The sequence below is a fragment of the Streptomyces sp. NPDC001634 genome (assembly GCF_040298185.1).
GTDB lineage: Bacteria > Actinomycetota > Actinomycetes > Streptomycetales > Streptomycetaceae > Streptomyces.
On the sequence record NZ_JBEOZU010000010.1, the window covers coordinates 131842 to 153865 of the forward strand.

General features: G+C 69.3%; 19 protein-coding genes. 11 read left to right on the top strand and 8 right to left on the bottom strand.

Annotated features, from left to right (window positions below):
* Positions 1-337 precede the first annotated feature (337 nt).
* Positions 338-1441 carry an AI-2E family transporter gene (locus tag ABT186_RS09305; RefSeq protein WP_351228501.1) on the top strand — a complete coding sequence of 368 codons (1104 nt, stop codon included), beginning with the start codon at positions 338-340 and terminating at the stop codon, positions 1439-1441.
* A 360-nt stretch (positions 1442-1801) separates the two neighbouring features.
* Here the strand turns inward: ABT186_RS09305 and ABT186_RS09310 are convergent, their stop codons facing one another.
* The 5 genes from ABT186_RS09310 to ABT186_RS09330 form a co-directional block, all read right to left on the bottom strand.
* Positions 1802-2479: an HdeD family acid-resistance protein gene (locus ABT186_RS09310; RefSeq protein ID WP_351228500.1), complete on the bottom strand. Its 678-nt coding sequence runs from the start codon at positions 2477-2479 to the stop codon at positions 1802-1804.
* Between the two features lie 221 nt (positions 2480-2700).
* On the bottom strand, positions 2701-3744 hold the full coding sequence (locus ABT186_RS09315; protein ID WP_351228499.1) for an NAD(P)-dependent alcohol dehydrogenase: 1044 nt from the start codon (positions 3742-3744) through the stop codon (positions 2701-2703).
* Positions 3745-3767: 23 nt separating this feature from the next.
* On the bottom strand, positions 3768-5042 hold the full coding sequence (locus ABT186_RS09320) for a cytochrome P450 (RefSeq protein ID WP_351924331.1): 1275 nt from the start codon (positions 5040-5042) through the stop codon (positions 3768-3770).
* 61 nt (positions 5043-5103) lie between these two features.
* On the bottom strand, positions 5104-6507 hold the full coding sequence (locus tag ABT186_RS09325) for an NAD(P)/FAD-dependent oxidoreductase (protein ID WP_351924333.1): 1404 nt from the start codon (positions 6505-6507) through the stop codon (positions 5104-5106).
* Positions 6504-6722, bottom strand: coding sequence for a ferredoxin (locus tag ABT186_RS09330; protein ID WP_351228493.1), 219 nt, complete (start codon positions 6720-6722; stop codon positions 6504-6506). Before ABT186_RS09330 ends, ABT186_RS09325 begins: the two co-directional genes overlap by 4 nt.
* A gap of 695 nt (positions 6723-7417) precedes the next feature.
* On the opposite strand from ABT186_RS09330, the gene ABT186_RS09335 reads away from it, so the two are divergent.
* The 4 genes from ABT186_RS09335 to ABT186_RS09350 all read left to right on the top strand — a co-directional run bounded on the left by ABT186_RS09335 (position 7418) and on the right by ABT186_RS09350 (position 9849).
* The gene (locus ABT186_RS09335; protein ID WP_351228491.1) at positions 7418-7831 is read left to right on the top strand and encodes a hypothetical protein; all 414 of its coding nucleotides are present in this window, start codon (positions 7418-7420) and stop codon (positions 7829-7831) included.
* A gap of 243 nt (positions 7832-8074) precedes the next feature.
* Positions 8075-8497: an SsgA family sporulation/cell division regulator gene (locus tag ABT186_RS09340; RefSeq protein WP_351924335.1), complete on the top strand. Its 423-nt coding sequence runs from the start codon at positions 8075-8077 to the stop codon at positions 8495-8497.
* Positions 8498-8537: 40 nt separating this feature from the next.
* Positions 8538-8867, top strand: a complete 330-nt coding sequence (locus ABT186_RS09345; RefSeq protein WP_351228487.1) for an NIPSNAP family protein — start codon at positions 8538-8540, stop codon at positions 8865-8867.
* Between the two features lie 556 nt (positions 8868-9423).
* A complete protein-coding gene (locus tag ABT186_RS09350; RefSeq protein ID WP_351924337.1) occupies positions 9424-9849 on the top strand; it encodes an SsgA family sporulation/cell division regulator in 426 nt (141 codons plus the stop codon).
* 847 nt (positions 9850-10696) lie between these two features.
* Here ABT186_RS09350 and ABT186_RS09355 read toward each other — a convergent pair.
* Together ABT186_RS09355 and ABT186_RS09360 are read right to left on the bottom strand one after the other, a co-directional pair.
* The gene (locus ABT186_RS09355) at positions 10697-11314 is read right to left on the bottom strand and encodes a TetR/AcrR family transcriptional regulator (RefSeq protein WP_351924339.1); all 618 of its coding nucleotides are present in this window, start codon (positions 11312-11314) and stop codon (positions 10697-10699) included.
* Positions 11315-11496: 182 nt separating this feature from the next.
* Positions 11497-12150 carry a TetR/AcrR family transcriptional regulator gene (locus ABT186_RS09360; RefSeq protein WP_351924341.1) on the bottom strand — a complete coding sequence of 218 codons (654 nt, stop codon included), beginning with the start codon at positions 12148-12150 and terminating at the stop codon, positions 11497-11499.
* Between the two features lie 246 nt (positions 12151-12396).
* Here ABT186_RS09360 and ABT186_RS09365 point away from each other — a divergent pair, with 246 nt between their 5' ends.
* The 3 genes from ABT186_RS09365 (at position 12397) to ABT186_RS09375 (ending at position 17584) form a co-directional block, all read left to right on the top strand.
* Positions 12397-15618, top strand: a complete 3222-nt coding sequence (locus ABT186_RS09365; protein WP_351924343.1) for a bifunctional cytochrome P450/NADPH--P450 reductase — start codon at positions 12397-12399, stop codon at positions 15616-15618.
* 160 nt (positions 15619-15778) lie between these two features.
* Positions 15779-16825 carry a zinc-binding dehydrogenase gene (locus ABT186_RS09370; RefSeq protein WP_351924345.1) on the top strand — a complete coding sequence of 349 codons (1047 nt, stop codon included), beginning with the start codon at positions 15779-15781 and terminating at the stop codon, positions 16823-16825.
* Positions 16826-16933: 108 nt separating this feature from the next.
* On the top strand, positions 16934-17584 hold the full coding sequence (locus ABT186_RS09375; RefSeq protein ID WP_351924347.1) for a TetR/AcrR family transcriptional regulator: 651 nt from the start codon (positions 16934-16936) through the stop codon (positions 17582-17584).
* Here ABT186_RS09375 and ABT186_RS09380 read toward each other — a convergent pair.
* A complete protein-coding gene (locus ABT186_RS09380; protein ID WP_351924349.1) occupies positions 17550-18188 on the bottom strand; it encodes a TetR/AcrR family transcriptional regulator in 639 nt (212 codons plus the stop codon). The genes ABT186_RS09375 and ABT186_RS09380 overlap by 35 nt on opposite strands.
* A gap of 138 nt (positions 18189-18326) precedes the next feature.
* On the opposite strand from ABT186_RS09380, the gene ABT186_RS09385 reads away from it, so the two are divergent.
* Genes ABT186_RS09385 through mhpA form a run of 3 tightly spaced genes read left to right on the top strand, consistent with a single transcriptional unit; the run spans position 18327 to position 22014 of the window.
* Positions 18327-19472, top strand: a complete 1146-nt coding sequence (locus ABT186_RS09385; RefSeq protein WP_351234626.1) for a VOC family protein — start codon at positions 18327-18329, stop codon at positions 19470-19472.
* Complete coding sequence (locus tag ABT186_RS09390) at positions 19469-20407, top strand: fumarylacetoacetate hydrolase family protein (protein WP_351234624.1); 939 nt, start codon at positions 19469-19471, stop codon at positions 20405-20407. Before ABT186_RS09385 ends, ABT186_RS09390 begins: the two co-directional genes overlap by 4 nt.
* Positions 20404-22014, top strand: coding sequence for a bifunctional 3-(3-hydroxy-phenyl)propionate/3-hydroxycinnamic acid hydroxylase MhpA (mhpA, locus tag ABT186_RS09395; protein ID WP_351234622.1), 1611 nt, complete (start codon positions 20404-20406; stop codon positions 22012-22014). Before ABT186_RS09390 ends, mhpA begins: the two co-directional genes overlap by 4 nt.
* The last annotated feature ends 10 nt before the right edge of the window (positions 22015-22024 follow it).

Genomic DNA, 22024 nt, shown 5'->3' on the forward strand with positions numbered 1-22024 from the left:
CGGCGATTGCGCCTGCGGCCACCGCCACGATGACACTTCCTTCGACGGTTACGGCCTATGACATCAGCTTGCAGCTCGGCCTGGGGATCCGCACCTGGGATACGGCGGTGCCCATAACGCCCTGACCACCGCCGAGCCGACGCCGTCTCCTCCACGGCGTACGGATGAGAGTCCGGCCGGGGCCTTCTCCAACGCCAGCCGAACGAGGCGACAACGCCCGGGACGCGACGGACGCGGCAGCCTCGGGTGATCCGTTGGGGACGGACGAAGCATCCACCACCGCAGCCCGAAGAGGGCTCCTCGTTTTCCCGTGACCGGGGCTGGGCACCCGACGCCCATGGCGACGCGTCCGGTTCCGGTGCGAACCATCCTCGCCACCATCGGCCTGGTGCTCGGCGCCTACGTCGTACTCGAGCTGGTGGTGCAGGCTCGCCGGGTCCTGATCTGGGCGGTCATCGCGTTGTTCCTGGCCGTCTCCCTTCATCCGGCGGTCGAAGCCCTGCAGCGACGGGTGCCGCGGTGCCGACGATCGGTGGCCGCCTTGCTGGTCTTCCTGGCTGCGGCCGCAGCCGTCTGCGCGGTGGTCGCCCTGTTCGTCATCCCCCTGGCCCAGGAGGGAAGCCGGTTCGCCGGTCGCCTGCCCGCGATGATCAGGGACGCCCAGGCCGGCCGCGGGCCGGTCGGCAACCTGCTGGAACGGACGCACGCTCTGCAGTATGTCCAGCACCATCAGGCGCAGATCCACGCGTTCGCCACCGGACTGAGCACGCCGGTCGCGAAGTTCCTCCGCGGTGCAGCGAGCACCACGGCGGGAGCTCTCACCATCTTCGTGCTGGCCTATCTGATGGTGCTGGAGGGCCCCAAGGCCATAGACCGGTCCCTGGCCCTCGTGGACGAGGCGCCCGCGGCCCGCATACGCCGCGTCGGAGCCGCGTGCGCCCGTACCGTCAACGGCTACTTGACCGGGAACTTGCTGATCAGCGTCATCTGCGGGCTTCTGACCTACGTCGTGCTGCTGGTTTCCGGGGTGCCGTTCGCCGGCCTGCTGGCCCTCTTCGTCGCCGTGACCGACCTCATTCCCCTGGTGGGAGCCACCATAGGAGCTGTCGTCGCCTCCGCAGTGGCGTTCGTCCACTCCCTGCCGGCCGGCATCGGGGCCATCATCTTCTTCATCCTCTATCAGCAGGCCGAAAACCACCTCCTGCAACCGGTCATCCTGTCTCGGACGGTGAAACTCAACCCCCTCACCGTGCTGCTGGCCACCCTGATCGCCGCCGAAGTCGCCGGGATCCTCGGTGCCCTGCTGGCGATTCCCGTCACCGGCATCATCCAGGTCGTCCTCGGTGACATCTGGGCTCACCGCGGCGGTCGGCCACTGGGGCTGCCGACACGGGCAGACAACGGCCCCGAGAACGCCGACCGGTCCGACGCCCCCGGATGACGGCCCCGTGGAATCCGGCCGCCACAAGCGCAGCGAGGATTTCGCCCGGGTCGACGGCTGCGCCTTTCCTCGTCAGGGGAAAGTTCGTTGACAGGCCGGTCGGGGTTGCAGGGCACAGCTTGAACGGACGGACCTGGCAGACAGCGAGGACCCGGGGTGAGAGCGGGTTGTTGATCGCCCTCGCCCGGTCAGTGTTCGAGCGGGACCTGGACGTCGGACTGACCGAATACCTCGGCTGCCGCCTGCGTCGCCATCACAGCCGCGCCGAGATGCGTGTGAAGGGCCGCTCGCCGGCCGACGGCCGGCGGAGGTGGCGGGATGTCGCCGCTCGCCGGCGTCCGGTCGATCCGGCTTCGCCGGTCAGTGCTGGGGGTGCGGACGTGCGTGGAACAGGGGGCGCCGCTGAGGGGCCGTGCCGGCAGCCAGACGGCCGATCTCGACGCGTGTCCTGATGGCACGGACCACTTCGGTCAGACCGACGACGATGGCCATGACGCCCACGACCAGCGTGAGTGTCGCGATGGAGTCGAACGGCATGACGATCATCACGATGCCGGCCATGGTGCCGATGATGCCGAAGGCCACGTGCCAGCCGCGCGCCGGCATGGTCTGATCGGAGGCCGCCGCGACCGTCTCCAAAGTGCCCCGAAGCAGCCAGCTGAAGCCGATCCACAGGGCGAGCAGGAAGACCGACTCGAGGGGGCCCCGGAAGCAGATCAGTCCCAACAGGACGGAGGCCGCGCCGGTGATGAAGTGCAGTACGCGAAGATGCCGGGGGACGTGGGTGCCGAAGGCGGCGGCGAGTTGGAAGGCACCGGTGGCCAGCAGGTAGACGCCGAAGAGCACGCCGACGACGCGGAGCGTCTCGCCCGGCCAGACCAGGGCGATGACGCCCAGGGCGATGGTGGCGAGGCCCATGGTGAGCAGGAACTGCCAGCCCATGTTCGCCAGGGCGGCGATGCCTTCGGCCGCAGGGCCCTCTAGTGGGTCGGTGCCACGTGGCGGAACGGAACCGGAGGAATCGGAAGGAGATGTCATGGCACCTACCTCCTTCTGCGAGCAGCGTGGTCACGTCACTACATGTCCATCGTCACCCCATCAGCCTCATATCGCTCGGCGGAAAGGCCAGGGGCCGTGGCGCATGAGGTATTCCGGGCAAGCTCCTCCGCCCTGCGGGAGCCGGGGGGCGTTTCCACCGGACCGCCCGATGCCGGCGGCCAGACACAGTCGTGGTGTCCCGTTCGGGTTGACGACGGCATTCACACGTGAGGGGTGATGACGGCGCGTCCCTGGATCCTGCCGTCGTGCAGGAGCTGGTAAGCCTCGTTGGCGCGTTGCAGGGGAAAGTGCTCGACCAGCATCTTGATCTTGTCCTGCTGGGCGAGGGTGATCACTTCCATCAGTTCGGTGAGGGACCCCCAGTAGGGCGAGGCGACCGAGCACTCGTGCGGCGGGCTGGAGAAGTCGACGGGCAGGGCTCCGCCGCCGAGGCCGACAATGGTCAGGTGCCCGAGCATCCTGGCCACCCGGGCAGCCATCCGCAGGGTCGCGTCCATGCCCACCATGTCCAGCACGAGCTGAGCGCCCTGCTGCTCCGTCATGTCCCTGATGCGCGCGATCGCCTTGTCGCCCGACAGCAGAGCCTCCTCGGCGCCCAAGCGCTGCGCGGTCTCCAGCTTGCCGGCGTCGGTGTCCACGGCGACGACGGTGGTCGCCGCGCTGAGCGCGCGCAGAATCTGGATGGTCATCTGGCCCAGACCGCCGGCCCCGATCACGACCGCGGTCGAGCCCGGTCCCAGCAGGTGCAGCGACCGCTTCACAGCGTGATAGCTGGTCAGTCCGGCGTCGCTGAGCGGGGCGGCCTGGCGGGGATCGAGGGTGCCGAGCGGAATCAGGTAGCGCGCCGCCGGGACCAGCAGGTACTCGGCCATGCCGCCGTCGTGTCCACCGCGCAGGCCCGGTCCCTCACCCGCGCACTTCTGGCAGTAGTTTTCCCTGCCCTCACGGCAGTTGGCGCACCCTCCGCAGCCCCAGGCGCCGTAGACGATCACAGGGTCCCCGGGCGCGAACCCAGTGACGCCCGGTCCCAGCCGCTCCACCCACCCGGCGTTCTCGTGCCCGAGCGTGAAGGGCGGATTCGTGAAGCCGGGCAGCGGTCCAGGTGCCTGCATGATGTGCAGATCGGAGTGGCAGGCACCGGCACCCGCGACCTTCACCAGGACCTGTGCCGGCCCGGGCTCCGGTGTCGGCACCTCGCGCAGCTCGGGCGGCTGCCGCCAGCCGACGAGTTGAAAAGCCCGCATGGCGATCCTTTACGCGACGCTGGTCAGTCGCGGATGCCGTCGATGTCGACGAGGACGTGGCGGGGTCCGCGGAAGATCTGGTTGTGCCGGTACGGCGGCGGATCCTCGACGAGCCGGGGGTTCTGTACCCGGCGGACGAACTCGCCGACCGCGATCTGAACCTCGAGTCGCGCGAGCGGGGCGCCGAAGCAGAAGTGGATGCCCTGGCTGAACCCGAGGTGTTCGTTGTCGCGGCGTTCGAGGTCGAGCCGGTCGGGGTCGGTGAACCGTTCCGGGTCGCGGTTCGCCGACCCGTACGCCAGGAAGATCGGAGCCCCCTTGGGGATGGTGGTGCCGGCGATGTCGATGTCTTCCAGGGCGGAGCGGGTGTGCCAGAACTGCACGGACGACTCGAAGCGCAGCAGTTCCTCCACCGCGGGCACGATCAGCTCCGGACGGCGGCGCAGCTCCTCCAGCGCTTCGGGGTGCCTCAGCAGCGTGAGCACGCTGTGGGCGATCAGGTTGACGGTGGTTTCGTGTCCCGCGAAGATCAGGAGCAGGGCGTTGCTGGCGAGCACGCCCTTGGACATCCGTCCCTCCGTGCCGTCCTCGTTCACCATGGCCGAAAGCATTCCCGGGCCGGGCTGGTCGGCGTACCGGTCAAGCAGGTCGGCTGCGAACTGCCCGAAGTCCTGCACGGCCCGCCGTCCGCCGGCCAGCCGGCTCCGGATCTCTTCGGACGCGGCCTCGGGGCCGAAGTCCAGGGCGTCCAGGGCCATTTCGATCCAGTGGTGGAAGCGTGGCTCGTCCTCCAGCGGCACGCCCAGGACCTTGCAGATCACCGTGACCGGCAGGGGGTAGGCGAAGTCGTCGACGGCGTCGATCCGGGTCTTGCCTTGCATGTCGTCCAGGAGCCCGGACACGATGCGGCGGATCTCGGGTTCAAAGTCGGAGATCAGGTGAGGCGCTTGGGGCGGGCCGACGAAATGCGGCATCAGCGTCCGGCGGTCTCGATCGTGCTCGGGTGGATCCTGGGTGATGATGTTCGGCTCCAGAGAGATGACCGCCTCCGTGATCGGCTCGGCCTCCGCCTCCGCCGCTCCCTCTGCCGGGGTGGTGGCCGGGACGGGGCACTTCCGTGGATCCGAGCTGACCCGGGGATCGTGCAGCAAGGTGACGATCTCCCGGTAGGTGCTGACGACGTAGGTGCCGTCCGGCTGCCGCGCCACCGGTGTCTTGCGCAGTTCCTCGTAGAACGGGTACGGATTGGCGCGGTTGGCGTAGCGGAGGGCCTGCTGCCAGGGGGTTTCCTCGACCACGAAGCTCCCCTCCTTCTTCCTGTCGGTGCTGCCGGCCTACGGGCTTGTCCCGACGCGCACGTCAGTGACGGCGCGGCCGGAACTCAGCCGTCCGCTCGCTCGGGGCGTGTCCGGTCAGGACGACGTCGGGGACGGCCGTCGGGACCCGTGGGTCCGGGAACTCGGCCGGCACCGGCTTCGAATCGGGCGGCTGGTCCCAGCCCGGCGGCGGAGGCGGGAACGGACCTGATTGCTCGATCAGCTTCCCGTAGTACTCCAGCCACTTGCCGTGATCGAAGGTGACGGCCGCGACGATGCGGCCCCGGTGACCGTAGGCGGCAGCGAAACGGCGCTCCTCGACCGATCCTTGAGTGAAGACGATCTCGTCACCGAAAGGCGGCACGCCGACGGACTTGATGTTCACGCCGAACTGGCCGGACCAGAAGCCGGGCAGCAGCAGATGCGGACGATAGTGGGGCTCCAGGTTCACCATGTTGTGCGCCGCTACCTCCGCGCCGAGAACGGCGTTGTCCCAGTGTTCCATCGCGAGGAACTGGTACTCGTAGAGCACATGCGGCGCACGCGCCACGTCACCTGCCACGTAGATGCTGTCGGTGACCACACCGTTGATGTCGAAGGCCCGACCGCCGGCATCGCACCCGACACCCCAGAAACCGGCCGCCAGCCCCGAGCCCTCCAGCCATTCCACGTTCCGGATCGACCCCAGCGAGGCCACCACCACATCGGCGTCGACAGTGGTTTCGTCGGACAGGTGCGCCCACCGGACATGCCCTTCGGAGTCGCCCTCCAGCGACGACACGCCCAGCCCGCAGCGCAGGTCCACGCCGTGATCACGCTGCATCTGCGCGGCGATCTCCCCGATCACCCCGCCCAGCGCGCCGACCAACGGCGCCGAACCCCGCTCGACGACGGTCACCTGGATGCCGAGCTCCCGGCAGACAGAGGCCACTTCCGAGCCGATGAACCCGGCGCCGATGACCAGGACCCGCGACGGCGGCTCGGCCAGCTCCTTCTGCAGCTGCGCGGCATCATCACGCGAGCGAATCGTGTGCACCCCGTGCAGGGCTGCCTCGGCCGGGTTCGGCCACTGCCGCGCACGGGTGCCCGTGGCGATCAGCAACCGGTCGTACGGCACCTGCTCACCGTCGGCCAGACGCACCCTCTTGGTGCTTCGGTCCAGCCCAACGGCGGCCACCCCGAGCCGCCAGTCCGCGTCCACTTCCCGCATGCGGGGCAGCTTGGTGTGGTCGGCCGACACCCAGCCCTTGAGCACCTGCTTGGACAGCGGCGGACGGTCGTAGGGTTCGTACGGCTCGTCCCCGATGATGGTCAGGGAACCGGTGAAGCCCTCCTCGCGCAGGGTCTCCGCGGCCCGCAGCCCGGCCAGAGAGGCACCCACGATGACGATCCGGCCGCTGGCCCGGAACTCCCGGACCAGCTCTGCGACCGTTGCCCGCAGAGTCATGGCGCCTCGCCCCGCTTCGCGCCGTCCAAGCGGTCCATCACGATCGCCTGCACCGGGCACGCCGCAGCCGCTCGCTCGACCTGCAGGCGCCGCTCGTCGTCGGGGTTCGGCTCATAGGTGAGCGCCTCCTGGCCGTTCAACCTGAAGACCTCGTGCGCCAGATACACGCACTGCGCGTATCCCTGGCACCGATTCAGGTCCACGACGATCCGCATGGGCAGACTCCTTCCGCTCTGCCGCTCGCCCTGCGGCGGCGACCATCGCCCCGGTCATGCAGCCTCGGTCATGAAGCCATCGGCCGGTTTCTAAAGTCCCGTCAAGGCGACGGGGCTGGATGCCCCACCCGCCGCCCCGGCCAGGCCACCGAATGAGCAGGTTCGGTCCTGTTCGCTGCGCCGCTTCCTTCACGGTGACGCTTGTCGGCTGTGAGCGTGAGCGTGGGCGTAACCAGAAGGGGGCGCTGCATCGACGGTGTCGGCATCAGGGTGTGCCCCGGGCGTCACGCCCTAAAAAAATACTCGTCCCGCCTGCCGACGATCGCAAACCCGCCTCTGCGGCGAACTGGATGCATCCGTGACTTCGAGCCCTTACTCCCCGGGCTGAGGCGATTTCCGGGCCGCTGAAGCCACCGATCACCAGGACACACACTGCCGTGGCCAAGGCGAGGAAGGCCGGCGTGCCGAGGGGACGGCGACGGGCAGCTCGCGCTGAAGAGCGACATCGGTTGGCGCTCGCGCCAGCCGGTCAACGGTTACCTTCGCCACTTCGACATTTCCATACGACGTATGGTAACAATGAAAACGCGCTTCCATACGACGTATGGAACTGCTCGCTCGGACCACACCGGGCGTCATACATCGCCTGGCAGAACCGCCGTTGGCACAGATCACCCCCTCGGGAAGGAAAGATCATGAACAAGCTCGCGAAGCGCATCGCCCTCACTGTCTCCTCCGTCGCGGTCGCCGGTGCCGCCGTCCTCGGTGCCGGTGGCACTGCTTCGGCCGCGCCCCTTGCGTCCGCGCACGCCCAGCACCCGACCGACGGGGCCGTGACCGCTGACTACAGCTGGGACCACGGTGTCGGCTACCTGCTCGAGCGGGGCTACTCCTGCGACGAGACCCGCGGCTGGCACCAGGACCGCCACGGCACCGATTCGACCCGGCACGACTGCGACGGTCTCTACTACCGCGATGGTCACTTCTACCGCTGGGAGGGCGAGGGACACGGCTGGACGTCCGACAGGTCCTACCGCCACGACGGGAACCGCTGCGAGCACGACGGCGGGGGCAGGCACCACCATGACCTGAGCCGCGACGACCGGTGAGACGGGTATCGGTCATGTGCGCAAGCAGTTCCCCTCGGCCCTGTCCCTGCCGGCGACGGGGATCCGTCTGGCGGTCGGGGGCGGCGTCCCCGACTGCCGGCCTAGTGAGTGCAGCGCTACTCCTCATGCGGTGCGCCGGTGCCGTCCGGCGCCCGCGCCCTGCTGTACCGCCTCCGCCCGCGCTGCCTCTTCGCCACAGGCCGGTGTGAGGCACCGCCGAGCCATACCCAGGAGCGGAAGCCGATGAAGAAGTCCTTGAGAGCCGTAGAACGGCGGGTGACCGTGCAACTGGTCGTCTCGCACGTCTACTCGTTGCCCCTCTGCGTACGTCTGCGCTACGAGCCCGCTGATCCCTATGTCGTCCGTGCCGCCTTCTTCGTCGACTGTGACGAGCCGGTCGAATGGATCCTGGGGCGGGATCTTCTGGCTGACGGGCTGGAGGGTTCCGCAGGCCACGCGGATGTCCGGATCTGGTCGGCCGCAGGGCGGGGTGACGAGTCGATCTGCATCGCCCTCGGGTCTGCCGCAGGCACCGCCTTGCTCGAGGTCCCCGTGCAGGACATCTCGTCCTTCCTTCAGGACACCCAGGCTCTGGTGCCACGGGGTACCGAGTCCGGACTCATCAACTGGGATGCCGAACTGGCACACCTCCTCCCCCAAGGCTGACCGCCGACCATCCATGCTCAGAAGTAAAGGAACCAGTGTCATGTCTCAGTACCAGCTTCGCGTCTACACCCTGCGCAGCTCCGACGCGCTCGCCGCCTACGAGAAGATCTGGGCCCAGCACATTCCCGGTATGGCCAAGCACCGGATCACCACCCACGGCGTCTGGACTGTGCCCGCGGCGCCCGGAAGCGACACTCCCCGGCTGTACGCCCTCGTTTCCTACAAGGACGCCGACGACGTGCAGGAGCGGCTGGAGGCATACCTGTCGAGTCCTGAATTCCGCGCGGACATGGAGGGCTTCGACATCAGCCAGATCGTCGGCCTCGACGAGATCCTGCTGACGCCCACCGTGGACTCACCCTTGCGCTGACGGTCGGCCTGCGACGAGTGACGCGGCCAGAAGGGCCGGTATCCGGCGGCCCTGCGATGGTGGTTCCGGTGTCTTCGATGGCGACCCACCAGTGGTGGCCCTTGCCGGGATCGATACCGCCCCATAAGCAGGGCACCTGTGTGGTCATGTGCGTCTCCTCGGACTCGGACAGCGTGCCGTTCCGGTCCAAGGACGGCTCTGCCCTGCGTGACCGGGCCCGGCAACCACGGCCGGCGTCGAGGTGGGGACCGTGACGAGTCGGTTCACTACCACCACGACCGGTACAGCGTCGATCGCTGAGACCAAGGGCGCCCTTGGTCCGGCAACCACCGTTGGCCACATCTCCGGGATGGCCCCGGCCGGCAGTGGTGGCCTCGCCTGCTCCCGTCGGCCGGGCGCCCTCGCGACGGCACGAAGAACTGCTCCTGCGGGTGTCCTCGTGCCGACCGCCACCGGTCCTCGCAGTAACCGCGTCTCTGTGCAGCCCCTTTGAATCCGACGACAGCCCTTCCGATGACCCTCCCCGGATGACTCGAAGCACCAGGAGTAAGACCCAATGAAGTCATTGAGAACTGTGATCCAGGGGCTACCTGTGAAGCTTGTCGGCGTGCATGCGACGTCCTTGCCCATGATCATGAATCTGCGGTACGAGCCGAGTGATCCCTACGTGGTCCATGCCGCATTCACCACCGATGTCGACAGCGACGAGCCGGTGGAATGGATCATCGGGCGCGATTTGCTGATCGACGGCCTGGAGGGCCCCGTCGGCGAGGGAGACGTTCGCATATGGCCCACCGGCGAGGAGGGCTGCCGCGACTTGTACATCCTTCTCAACCCGCCGTCCGGTACGGCCCTGCTCAAGGCCCCAGCGCAGGAATTCAAGGCGTTCCTGCAGGAAACGGAGGCAGTGGTGCCCCGGGGGGCCGAGCTCGGCCACAGAGACTTCGACCGCTTGCTGGCGCACTTCCTCGCCGAAGGGTGAGTCCTGTCAAGGTGCGACCTGAGGCAGGCACACGGACGTCTGCGCCTCGGTGTTCACCGCCATGGTGAGTGGCTGGACGCAGTCGTGGCGTCGAGGGCGGCCGGGCCGAAGCCGGCCTCGGTCAGGATGTTCGCCGCGACTCCGCGGCCGACCCGCCTCGGTGAGACCAGCCGCCACGCGGCAACCCGCTACCTGCGTCGCATCGCCCACCTCCCTGCGCTCCGTAGCTCGCCGCTCATCGGCAGGCTCTGCCGCAGGGACGCACCTGATCAGAGTCGGCGCGATGACCAGCAACGGGCCCAGATGAACACTGGTGCCGATGCCGATGTCCGTCATCGTGATGGCAACGATCAGTGCGAGCGCGATCCCCAGCAGCCCGCGCCTCGCGCGCTGCTCCAGGAGGCGGTCTCCCGATAAACCTCTCGCACCCATAGGCCCTTATTACGCCGTCTTCGGCCGTACCTGCCGCTGCGTCGGCTCCTGTCGAGGTCGGTACGGCTTGCGGTGTTGCATGTGAGCGCGGACGGGAGTACTCGCCCATTACCGCTGGTCACTAGCCCAGGTCAGCGGGGGGTTCCAGGCGGTGCCGCCGAGGTCTGAGCGGGTCCGTGGTCCGGAGCGAGCGACCCGAACGCTGGCGCCCAGGGTCCTGGCCACTGCCAGACGCTGCGTTTCCTGGAGCCCGACGAGACCGGGGCCATGTACACCGTCCAGGCGAGCAGAGCATCGGCAAACATGGTCGGCGAAGCGCTGCGGAAGGAAGGCGTAACCGGCTGCGAAGAATTGAAGGCCGGAGACCTTGTCGGACGGATGGCCTGGCTTGCTTCGCGGCCGCAAGCCGCTACACCTAGGACCAACCTCGCAACGCGGCGTCCACGACGGCGTTCACGGTGTCGCGTCCCAGGTGGTTCCCGACGAAGAAGCGCTCGAAGAACAGCGGCCCGGCGGTGGCCATGGCGAATGTCTCGGGGGTGACGTCGGGCGGGAGCTGGCCGCGCTCGACGGCTGTGGTAACCGCGGGACGCAGGGCATCGGCGATCTGGTTCAGCAGTGACTCCCGGAGGCGGCGCATACCTTCGTCGTGCCGTGAGCCCCCGAGGACCGCGGCAAGGACGGCCCCCGATTGCTCGTCGTCCCAACGCTCGGCGAGCACGTTCAGACGGTAAATGAGCTCCGCTCGCGGATCGTTGCCCGAAGCGGCCCGAAGCTCCTCGGGTACCGGAGGGAGAGGGGGCATGCCGGCCTCCAGCGCGGCCAGGCGGAGGTCGAGAAGGCTCGGCCAGTGCCGGTAGACGGTTGCCCTGCCGACGCCGGCACGAGTCGCAACCGTTTGATGTGTCACGGCCTCCAGCCCACCTTCCGTGAGCAACGCGGTGGCCCGCCTCGGTGAACGCGGGTGATTCAGCTCGACGAGGCCGACGGTCTCCCCCTTCAGGAGGGAGACCAGGAACAAGCCAACGACCATGGTTATTTCACGGTTCAGCTTCGGCATACGGCTGCCGTGTAGAGGCTGGATGGGGAACCACCCGCCGGGCGGTCTCACCCGATGTGACGGGGTGGCTCCCGTGTGTCGCAGCCTGAGATCGCCCGACTGCGGGCGCGCCTCAGCCGCCAGTGCCTGGGGCGCAGCGTCTCAGGCTGACTGGCTCAATGGCCGGCGTACCGGCCGTCACGACCGGCGGTGAGGCGGCTTTCCAGGCCCGTGATCAGCGTGTCCATCACGAGGCGGAACATGTGGTCCTGGTCAGGGCCTTCGGGGGCCGCACCCGTAGAGCCAGGGTGTGCGTCCGTGGCCCCGTCTTCGTCGGCTTCAGGGCCGTGGGGCTTGAGGGTCGACCACTGGTGGAGTGCGCCGTTGAGTTCTGCGGTGAGGACGCCGATGACGACGGCGACCATCAGCGCGGCGATCTTCGAGACCTCTGACTGCGGCACACCGGCAGCGGCCACGATGGCGGTGAGGGCGGTCCAGAACGGGTCGTTGGGCTGGATGAAGTCCGGCTGATGGCTGAACGAGTACGCCAGCAGCTTGGGGTGACGGTGCGCCAGGGTCCGGAAGTCTGTGGCGAGCAGACGGATCCGCTCCTGCCAGGGAGCGCCCTCCAGTGTCACGGTGCGGAACTGCGCTCCGACCATTCTCGTCACGCCGCGCAGCACGGCTTCCTTGTTCGGCACGTGGTGGTACAGCGACATCGGGTTCGCGTCGAGCTCGGTGGCGAGTTTGCGCATGGTGAGCGCCTCGACGCCGTCCTCGTCGATGAGCCGCAGGGCGGCGGTATAGATCCCGGCCTCCGTCAGAGGCACGTCTCTCTTCCTCGTTCCCCGCGGGGGACGTCTCACTTTCTTTTCCATACCTCGTACGGTACCAGTTCCGTACACGGTATGGAAATGCCGCTTCACCACAGCCCCACCTGGGCTCCCGGGGTTGCACTCCACTTTCCGTACCGCGTATGGTTCCAATTCCATACGGCGTATGTTTCCGTACGGCGCCACGGCATCGACCTGCGCAGCGCGCCCTTGCCCATCCCCCTCCACGCAGAGGAGCAAGCCATGACCACGCACTCCGCGAACGACCTTCGCCCCATCCGGTCCCCGCGCGGGATCCCCCTGCTCGGCAACACGCCGCAGATCCCCAGCACCAACCCGGTCGAGTACTTCGCCGAGCTGTCCAAGCAGTTCCCCGAGGGCATCTACGGCTTGGACATCGCCGGTGTCGAGCAGATCTTCGTCTACGACCCGGACCTGGTGGCCGAGGTCTCCGACGAGACGCGGTTCTTCAAGCAGATCGTGAAGACGCCGCTGCAGCATGTCCGGGACTTCGCGGGCGCGGGCCTGTTCACGGCCCACCAGCACGAAGAGGAATGGGGCATGGCGCACCGGATCCTCCTGCCGGCGTTCAGCCAGCGGGCCATGAAGGCGTACTTCGGGCAGATGCTGGAGATCGCCCAAAACCTGGCGGGCAAGTGGGAGCGCAAGGCGGGTCAGCCGGTCAACATCACCGACGACTACACGCGGCTGACGCTGGACACCATCGCCCTGTCGGGGTTCGGCTACCGGTTCGACTCCTTCGAGAAGGAGGAGCTGCACCCCTTCCTCAACGCGCTGCTGGGCGCGCTGGTGGAGTCGCTGCGGCGCTCGCAGGAGCTGCCGATGATGACCAAGCTCCGCAAGGCCGATGCCAAGAAGTACGGCGAGAACGTCCAGCTGATGCAGGAGCTGGTCGAGAGCGTGATCAAGGAGCGCCGCGAGGGGAAGGGCGGCGGTGAGGAGGACCTGCTGGGCCTGATGCTTGAGGCCACCGACCCGGAGACCGGCAAGCGGCTGGACGTCGACAACGTCCGCGACCAGGTGCTGACGTTCCTGATCGCCGGTCACGAGACCACCAGTGGTCTGCTGTCGTTCGCCACGTACTCGCTGATGCGCAACCCGCACGTGCTGGCCCAGGCGTATGCCGAGGTGGACCGCCTGCTGCCCGGCGACACCGTCCCGGACTACGACACGATCATGCAGCTGGACGTCATCCCGCGGATCCTGGACGAGACCCTGCGCCTGTGGGCTCCCATCCCGTCGTTTGGCAAGACGGCGCGGGAGGACACCGTCATCGGCGGCCGCTACCAGCTGAAGAAGGGCGCGAAGGTCCTCATCCTGGAGGGCCCGCTGCACACCCACCCCAAGGCGTGGGAGCGGCCGGACGAGTTCGACATCGACCGGTGGCTGCCGGAGAACCGCGTCCAGCAGCACCCGCACGCCTACAAGCCGTTCGGCAACGGTGTGCGTGCCTGCATCGGCCGCCAGTTCGCGCTCACCGAGGCCCGCCTGGCCCTCGCGCTGGTGCTGCAGAAGTTCAAGTTCTCCGACACCAACGACTACAAGATGGACCCCCGGGAGGCGTTGACGCGCAAGCCCGGCAACTTCGAGCTGATCGTCCGCCGTCGTCAGGAACACGAGCGCACCGTCTTCGGCGCCGCCGACCTGCAGACCGGCGACACGCAGGCGCAGGCAGCGGTCAGCGGCGTCGGCGTGAACCTGACCGTCGCCTACGGCTCCAGCCTCGGCTCGTGCGAGGACCTGGCCCGCACCATCGCCGACCGCGGCGAGCGCTCCGGCTTCGGCACCACCCTCATCAGCCTGGACGAGCTGGGTGACAACCTGCCCACCGAGGGCCTGCTCGCCGTCGTCGCCGCCAGCTACAACGGCAAGGCCCCCGACAACGCCCAGCGCTTCGACGACCTGCTCGCCGCCGGGCTGCCCGAGGGCTCGCTGGCGAATGTGCGGTACGCGCTGCTGGGCGCCGGCAACACCCAGTGGGTGGCCACCTACCAGGCATTCCCCAAGCGGATCGAGGAAGGTCTGCTGGCCGCCGGCGCCACCCCCATCGTCGAGCGCGGCATCGCGGACGCCGCCGGTGACTTCGACGGCATGGCCACGCGGTGGATGGACACCCTGTGGGCCACTCTGGCCGAGGAGTACGCCGCCGACACCTCCCAGGCGAGCGGCCCCCGCTACCAGGTCCAGCTGCTCACCGAGTCCGACGTGCGTCCCGCCATCGTCTCCGAGCAGGCGTACGCCCTCACGGTGGTGGCCAACGAGGAGCTGGTGGCCGACGCGACCGGCTTGTGGGACTTCGCCATCGAGCCGCCGCGCCCGTCCGCGAAGTCCATCACCTTCGAGCTGCCCGAGGGTGTCACCTACGACACCGGCAACCACCTGGCCGTCTTCGCCAAGAACGAACTCGCCCTGGTGGAGCGCGCGCTGAGGCGGCTCGGCGTCGAGTACGACCAGGTGCTCCGGCTCGAGCAACCGGCCGGTGGCCGCACCCACCTGCCGGTCGGCACCCCGGTCACCGCCGGCATCCTGCTCACCGAGTTCCTGGAGCTGCAGGACGTGGCCACCCGGTCCCAGATCCAGACGCTCGCCGAGTACACCGAGTGCCCATGGACCCGGCCGCAGCTCCAGGCGTACACCGCCGAAACGGAGGAGGCCGAGGAGCGCTACCAGAAGGAGATCCTCGGCAAGCGCATCTCGGTGCTGGGCCTGCTGGAGCGCTTCGAGGCGGTCGAGCTGCCGCTGGCCGTGTTCCTGGAGATGACGGGCCCCATCCGCCCGCGCTTCTACTCCATCTCCTCCGCCCCGTCCGCCAACCCGCGCCATGTGCGCCTGACCGTCGGCCTGCTGGAGGGCCCGGCCCTGTCCGGCGACGGCCAGTACCGCGGCACCTGCTCCGCCTACATCGCCGGCCTCGAGCCCGGAGACGTCGTCTACGGCTACGTCCGCGTGCCCTCCCCCACCTTCGCCCCGCCCGCCGACCCCGCCACGCCGCTGATCCTCATCGGCCCCGGCACCGGCATCGCGCCGCTGCGCGGCTTCCTGGAGGAGCGGGCGACACAGCACGCGAACGGCACCCAGGTGGGCGCGTCGCAGGTCTTCGTCGGCTGCCGCCACCCGGAACACGACTACTTCTACAAGCAGGAGATGCAGGACTGGGAGCAGGCCGGGATCGCGCAGATCCACACCGCCTTCTCCGCGGTGACCGGCCACCCGGCCCGCTTCGTGCAGAACGCCATCGCCCATGCCGCCGACACAGTGTGGCAGGCCATCGAGGACGGCGCGTACATCTACGTCTGCGGTGACGGCCGCCGCATGGCCCCCGCCGTCCGCGAGGCCCTCGCCGCCATCCACCGCCAGAAGACCGGCAGCGACGACGAGAGGGCCCAGCAGTGGCTCGCCCAGCTCGAAGCGGACGAGCGCTACCAGCAGGACGTCTTCGCCTGACCGTCGCACGCCGTCAAGGCGCGCTGACCCCCAGCCGCCGGGAGGCGTGCGGACGTCCTGCCTCCCCCGCACGCCTCCCGGCCCCACCAGCCATGCAGACACCCCATGGCACCCATGGCCCGAATCACCGGGCCGTGCCGCTCACAGAAAGAAGATCACCATGGACACCATGCTCGCCGGACGCTTCCACCTGGACAGCAAGAAGTTCGCCGTGGAGGAAGTCCCGATCCCCGTGCCGGGCCCGGGCGAGGTCCTCATCGAGGTCAAGGCCGCCGGCGTCTGCCTCTCCGACGTCCACCTCCTCGACGGCTCCCTCGTCCCCCTGTTCGCCACCTCCGACACCATCACCGTCGGCCACGAGGTCTCCGGCGTGATCCACACCCTCGGCCCCGACCTCAAGCGCGGCCTGACCGTCGGCACCCGCGTCACCCTCGAGGCCGGCAAGACCTGCGGCACGTGCGCCGGATGCGTGCGCCACCGCCCCTGCACCCAGATGCTCACCGCCGGCATCGACTACGACGGCGGCTGGGCCGAGTACGTGATCGCCCGCGAGGACACCCTCATCCCCATCCCCGACAGCCTCCCCTTCGACCAGGCCGCGATCATCCCCGACGCGGTCTCCACCCCCTACGCCGCCGTCGTCGCCACCGCGGGCGTCCGCCCCGCCCAGTCCGTCGGCGTCTGGGGAGTCGGCGGAGTCGGCGCCCACAACGTGCGCCTCGCCCGCCTGGTCGGCGCCGCCCCGATCATCGCCGTCGACCCGCTGCCCAGCGCCCGCGAGCGCGCCCTGGCCTTCGGCGCGGACCTCGCGCTCGACCCGGCAGCCCCCGACTTCGCCGACCAGGTCCGCGCAGCCACCGACGGACGCGGCCTCGACTTCGCCTTCGACTGCGCCGGCGTACCCGCCGTCCGCGACCAGGCCGCCTCCGTGCTCGGCCTCGGCGGCTCCCTCATCCTGGTGGGCATCACACCCCGGCCACTGACCATCACCGAGGGCCTGACCTTCAACTACCTGCAGAAGCAGGTGCGCGGCCACTACGGCGGCTTCCCCGAGTCCGTATCGGAACTGGTGCGGCTGACCGCGGCAGGCCGCCTCGACCTGGCCCCCTCCATCACGGACCACATCCCGCTCGTCGACGCGGCCGACGCGGTCAGCCGTCTCGAGAACAAGATCGGCGACCCGATCCGCCTCATCCTCGTCCCCTGACGCCCGTCAGCAGGACACCAAGCCACCCTGGGCAGGGGTGAGTGGGCGCCGGTGCGTGAGGGAGCACCGGCGCCCACGGCTTTCCGGCAACCGTGGAGAGAAAGAACCATGCAGACGACCGACACCCCGGGCCGTACCTTGCAGCGCAAGGATGCTCACTCCAACCGCAGACGCATCCTCGCGACCGCCCGGCGGAAACTGCGGGAGGACCCGGACGCGAGTCTCGACAGCATCTCTCAGGCAGCCGGCGTCGCCCGGCGCACCCTCTACGGACACTTCCCCAGCCGGCATGCGCTGATCGCCGACCTGGCACAGGAAGCAGGCCATGAACTCCGGCAGGCGTTCGCCAGAGCCCGCACCGCGGATGCCGACCCGATCGAGGCGATGACACGGATGGTGCTGGCGGCATGGACGGTGGGCGACCACTACCGCATGCTCATCACCTTGGGACGGCGCCATCTGGGAGAGGACGAGATCCGCACCACCCTGGCACCGGCCCGCGCAGAAGCCGTCGCGACCCTACGGCGCGGTCAGCGCGAACGCGTCTTCGCGGACCACCTTCCAGCACCCGTCCTCGCCCAAGCACTGGAGGCACTCATGCTGGCCCTCGCCGAGGAGAACGCCGCATGCCCGTGGGCGGACCCCACTGGTGAGGCCGCGGCAACCGCGTTCCTCGTCGCCGCCGGCGTAGCACCACAGACGGCCGCGCTTCAGGTGCAGGAGGTCATCGGGCGAGATCGGGCAGCGGGCGACGGGTGACCTCGTGGGCGTCGTCCGCAGCGAGGCCGAGCATGCGCAGGACCATCTCGGCCAGGTCGGAGGCGGCCTCGTCGCCGTCAAAGTCCGGGCGGTCCAGCCGGAGAGCCACCAGGGACAGCAGGGTGCCGCCCAGGGCGGACAGGGCGGTGGTCGCGTTGCCGCAGGTGAAACGGCCCGAGGCGATGCCGATCTCCAGGTCGCGCAGGGCGCGTGGGGCGAGGCCGCGGTCGGAGTGGATGTGGACCAAGCCGCGGTCGCGCAGGATCCGCATGAGTTCCGGGTGGGAGTCGGCCATCCGGGCGGTGAGCCGGAAGCCGGCCGCGACCAGCTCGGCCGGGTCGTCGATGCCTTCCACGCGCGCGTCGATGACCTGCCCGAACTCCTCCAGGGCGTCCGTCACCGCCGCGTCGAACAGCTCCGTCTTCGACTCGAAGTGGTTGTAGAAGGACCCGAAGCCGACATCGGCGCGCTCGGCGATGGCCTGGATGCTCGCGCTCGTGTCCCCGGTTTCCGCAAGGATCTGCCGGGCCGCGCGGACGAGCGCCTGGCGGGTCTCGGCACGGCGTCGCTCGAAGCGGTTCTTGGGCGGGGCTGACGTCGGCATACGGCCCAGTGTAACCGCCGCAACGATGACACTGCCATTACTGATGAGATCCTCAATTATTTGGGCTGCGCCTATTGACGACGAGAAACGGCAGAGTTGATGATTTCCTCATTACGGCAGTGTTGCTTGGAGGACACCATGTCCCACATCCCCGTTAACAAGGGCGGTCCTCTGACGCCCCACCAAGACCTCCACAGTGAGCAGGGCGCCCTGCGCGGTGAACACCCCGGACGAGCCCGGAATCCGGTGATCAAAGTGGCGGATCTGGCCTGGCTTGAGTTCGAGAAGCCGGACCTGGACCGGGCCGAGGTGTTCGCCCGTGACTTCGGATTCGCCGTCGCCGCCCGCACCGAGCGGGAACTGTGGCTGCGCGGCACCTTCGCGGGCTCCCCCTGCATGGTCATCCGCCGCGGGTCGGCATCCCGCTTCATCGGGCCGGCGTTCCGCGCGGCCGAACGGGGCGATTTGGACCGGCTCGCCCGCGCGACCGGTAGTGAGGTCCGGGACATCGACGTACCCGGCGGCGGACAGTCGGTCACCCTGCTCGATCCCTCCGGCTTCCCGGTCCGGGTCGTGCACTGCGCCGAGCAGCTGCCCGCTCTGCCCGGGCAGCAGCCCCTGATCATCAACACCGGAGTCGACGGCCGTCGTACGAACGCCACCCAGCGGCCGCCCCGCGAGCCGTCGCGTATTCAGCGGCTCGGGCACGTGGTGCTGGAGACACGGGTGTTCATACGGGCCCTGGACTGGTACCTGGACACCCTGGGGATGATCGTGTCCGACTTCCTCTTCCTGGACGGGCAGCGCGGGCGCGGGCCGACCATGGCGTTCATCCGCTGCGACCAGGGCAGCACGCCCGTGGACCACCACACCCTCGCCCTGCACCTCGGGCCCGGCACCAGCTACGTCCACTCCGCCTACCAGGTCACCGACCTCGACGCGATTGCCGCCGGCGGAGAGTACCTGGCCGAGCGCGGCTACAAGCGCAGCTGGGGGATCGGCCGGCACATCCAGGGCAGCCAGCTCTTCGACTACTGGCGCGACCCCGACCGCTTCATGCTGGAGCACTTCGCCGACGGCGACCTGTTCTCCTGCGACCTCGAACCCGGATGGGCACCCATGTCGGCGAGCGGCCTGGCCCAGTGGGGCCCGCCCGTCACCCGCGACTTCCTGGGCGCCAACCCCTCCCCCACCAAGCTCCGCGAGGTCATGACGGCCCTGCGCGGCGACAACGAACTCGACCCCGCACGCCTGCTGGGCCTGATGAAAGCGATGAGCTCATGAGCACCAACGTTCTGCGCACCCCCGGCGGCTGGTGGGCCGTCCGGGGCGAGCGCGCCGTCCGTATCGAGACCAAGGCGGTCACCACCGCCGAGCTGATCGCCGACCGGGACGCGGTCCGCGACGCCGGCGCCTCCGACGACAGCGGCACGCCCGTCGCCGACCTGGTGGCGCTGCCTCCGGTCACCACCCCTTGCCGGGTGGTGGCCCAGATGGTCAACTACCGCAGCCACGCCAAGGATTCGGGCTTCACTGGTGACATCCCGCCCACCTTCTTCCGCAAGGCGTCCGGCTCGGTCAGCGGTCCGCACGAGCCGATCGTCCGCCCCGCGCACGTGAAGTTCCTCGACTACGAGGTCGAACTCGGCCTCGTCATGGGTGCGCCGCTGCCGGTGGGCACCGTCGTGGAGGAGCGGGACCTGTCGCGTTACGTCGCCGGGCTCGTCCTCACCAACGACGTCAGCGCCCGCGACGTCCAGCTGACCAAGACACAGTTCTACGAGAGCAAGTCCTACCCGACCTTCACGCCGACGGGGCCGTACCTGGCCCTGCTGGAGCCCGAGGACTTCGCCCACCTGCTGAACCTGCGGCTGCGGCTGAACGTCAACGGCGTACCGCGTCAGGACCGCACGCTCGCCGACATGATCGTACGACCGGCGCAGGCGCTCACCCTGCTCGCCCGCTTCCAGGCCCTCGACCCGGGCGACCTGCTGCTCACCGGCACGCCCGGCGGCACCGCCCTGAAGGCCCCGCCCAAGCCCGTCGAGAAGATCGCCGCCCTGCTGCCGCCCGCACTGAAGTGGAAGGCGTTCTTCAAGGGCCAGGCCAAGAACCCCCACTACCTGCAGAACGGTGACCTCGTCACCGCCACCATCGCCACCCCCGACGGGCGCATCGACCTGGGCGAGCAGCGGACCGCTGTGGCGGACGCGACGTGAGCGCCGCATCCCGGAGGCCGGTGGTCATCATCGGTGCGGGACCCGTCGGAGTCACGGCCGCGCTCCTGCTCGCCCGGTACGGGGTGCGCAGCCTGCTCCTCGAACGTCACCGGGACGTCTACCCGCTGCCGCGTGCCGTCGTCGTGGACGACGAGGTCCGCCGTATCCTGCAGAGCGTCGGTGTTCACGAGGAGTTCGCCGCCCTCGCCCGTCCGGCGCCCGGGTTGCGGCTGTTGGACGCCCGGCGTCGCGTGATCGCCGAGTTCCCGCGGTCCCTGCACGGACACCACGGCTTCCCGCAGACCAGCATGTTCGACCAGCCGGAGCTGGAACGGCTGCTGCGCGACGCCCTCGCCCGCCGCCCCGAGTGCGAGCTGTGGGGCGGGGTGGAGGTCGTGTCCGTCACCCAGGACAGCGACGGATCGCCCGCTGCCGCGGGTCCGGTGCGGGTGACCTTCCGCCGCGACGGCAGCAACGAGGACGAGCAGGTGTGGGCCGATGCCGTCCTCGGCTGCGACGGCGCCGGCAGCCTCACCCGCGACGCCATCGGCGCCGTGTGGGAGGACCTGCACTTCGAGGAGAGCTGGCGGGTCATCGACGTACGCACCAGCCTCCCGGTGCGCACCTGGGAAGGCGCCGAGCAGATCTGCTGCCCCACCCGGCCGGCCACCTTCATGCGAGTCGGCGAGGACCGCTACCGCTGGGAGTTCCGGCTGGCCGAGGGTGAGTCCTTGGACGGCCCGGAAGGGCTGGAGCAGCTGCACGAGCTGGTCGCCCCCTGGGTCGACCTGCCGTCCGCTGCCCACGGGGGCGACGACTTCGAGGTGATCCGGCAGGCGCGGTACACCTTCCGGGCCCGCCTCGCCGACCGGTGGCGTCGGGGACGCGTCTTCCTGCTGGGCGACGCGGCCCACCTCACCCCGCCCTTCATCGGGCAGGGCCTGTGTGCGGGCCTGCGCGACGCCCGAAACCTCACCTGGAAACTCGCCCGCGTCCTTCAGCAGGGCGCAGACGACCGGCTGCTGGACACCTACCAGCAGGAGCGCAAGCCGCACGCCCGCCACGTGATCCGTGTCGCGGTCGCCGTCGGCTGGGCCATGACCGGCGGACAGGACCGCGGTGCGGCCATCCGCCGGGCCGTGGTGGGCGCGGCCTGCCGCATCCCCGGCGTGACCGCAGCGGTGAGCCGCGACCTCAGCCCCGCCCTGGCCGCCAATCCGCTGGTACGACGCCGCCCCCGGCTGACCGGCCGCTCACTGGCCGGCACCTTCTGCCCGCAACCCTGGGTGCTGTACGACGGCACGCGAGAACGCCTCGACGACATCCTCGGGGACTCCTTCGCCGTACTGACCACCGTGCCGCCCACGGCACGGATGACGGGCGTGGCCACGGCCCTGGGCGCATCCGTGATCCATGTCGACGACCTGGACGACGACGGCACCCTGGCCGCCTGGCTGGCACGCGGCCGGGCGGACGCCGCCCTGCTGCGCCCCGACCGCGTCGTGATGGACACCGTCCCCACCGGCACCGGCCACTTCACCGCCGCCGCCTGGGCTCCCCTGCTGCACACGGCCCGCCGCCCCGCCGAAGCCCGGCCCGCACCCTGACGAGGAACAC

Coding starts and splice junctions, on each gene's coding strand:
- ABT186_RS09305 (WP_351228501.1), top strand. CDS start 338: ATGGCGACGCGTCCGGTTCCGGTGCGAACCATCCTCGCCACCATCGGC.
- ABT186_RS09310 (WP_351228500.1), bottom strand. CDS start 2,479: ATGACATCTCCTTCCGATTCCTCCGGTTCCGTTCCGCCACGTGGCACC.
- ABT186_RS09315 (WP_351228499.1), bottom strand. CDS start 3,744: ATGCGGGCTTTTCAACTCGTCGGCTGGCGGCAGCCGCCCGAGCTGCGC.
- ABT186_RS09325 (WP_351924333.1), bottom strand. CDS start 6,507: ATGACTCTGCGGGCAACGGTCGCAGAGCTGGTCCGGGAGTTCCGGGCC.
- ABT186_RS09330 (WP_351228493.1), bottom strand. CDS start 6,722: ATGCGGATCGTCGTGGACCTGAATCGGTGCCAGGGATACGCGCAGTGC.
- ABT186_RS09335 (WP_351228491.1), top strand. CDS start 7,418: ATGAACAAGCTCGCGAAGCGCATCGCCCTCACTGTCTCCTCCGTCGCG.
- ABT186_RS09340 (WP_351924335.1), top strand. CDS start 8,075: ATGAAGAAGTCCTTGAGAGCCGTAGAACGGCGGGTGACCGTGCAACTG.
- ABT186_RS09345 (WP_351228487.1), top strand. CDS start 8,538: ATGTCTCAGTACCAGCTTCGCGTCTACACCCTGCGCAGCTCCGACGCG.
- ABT186_RS09350 (WP_351924337.1), top strand. CDS start 9,424: ATGAAGTCATTGAGAACTGTGATCCAGGGGCTACCTGTGAAGCTTGTC.
- ABT186_RS09355 (WP_351924339.1), bottom strand. CDS start 11,314: ATGGTCGTTGGCTTGTTCCTGGTCTCCCTCCTGAAGGGGGAGACCGTC.
- ABT186_RS09365 (WP_351924343.1), top strand. CDS start 12,397: ATGACCACGCACTCCGCGAACGACCTTCGCCCCATCCGGTCCCCGCGC.
- ABT186_RS09370 (WP_351924345.1), top strand. CDS start 15,779: ATGGACACCATGCTCGCCGGACGCTTCCACCTGGACAGCAAGAAGTTC.
- ABT186_RS09375 (WP_351924347.1), top strand. CDS start 16,934: ATGCAGACGACCGACACCCCGGGCCGTACCTTGCAGCGCAAGGATGCT.
- ABT186_RS09380 (WP_351924349.1), bottom strand. CDS start 18,188: ATGCCGACGTCAGCCCCGCCCAAGAACCGCTTCGAGCGACGCCGTGCC.
- ABT186_RS09385 (WP_351234626.1), top strand. CDS start 18,327: ATGTCCCACATCCCCGTTAACAAGGGCGGTCCTCTGACGCCCCACCAA.
- ABT186_RS09390 (WP_351234624.1), top strand. CDS start 19,469: ATGAGCACCAACGTTCTGCGCACCCCCGGCGGCTGGTGGGCCGTCCGG.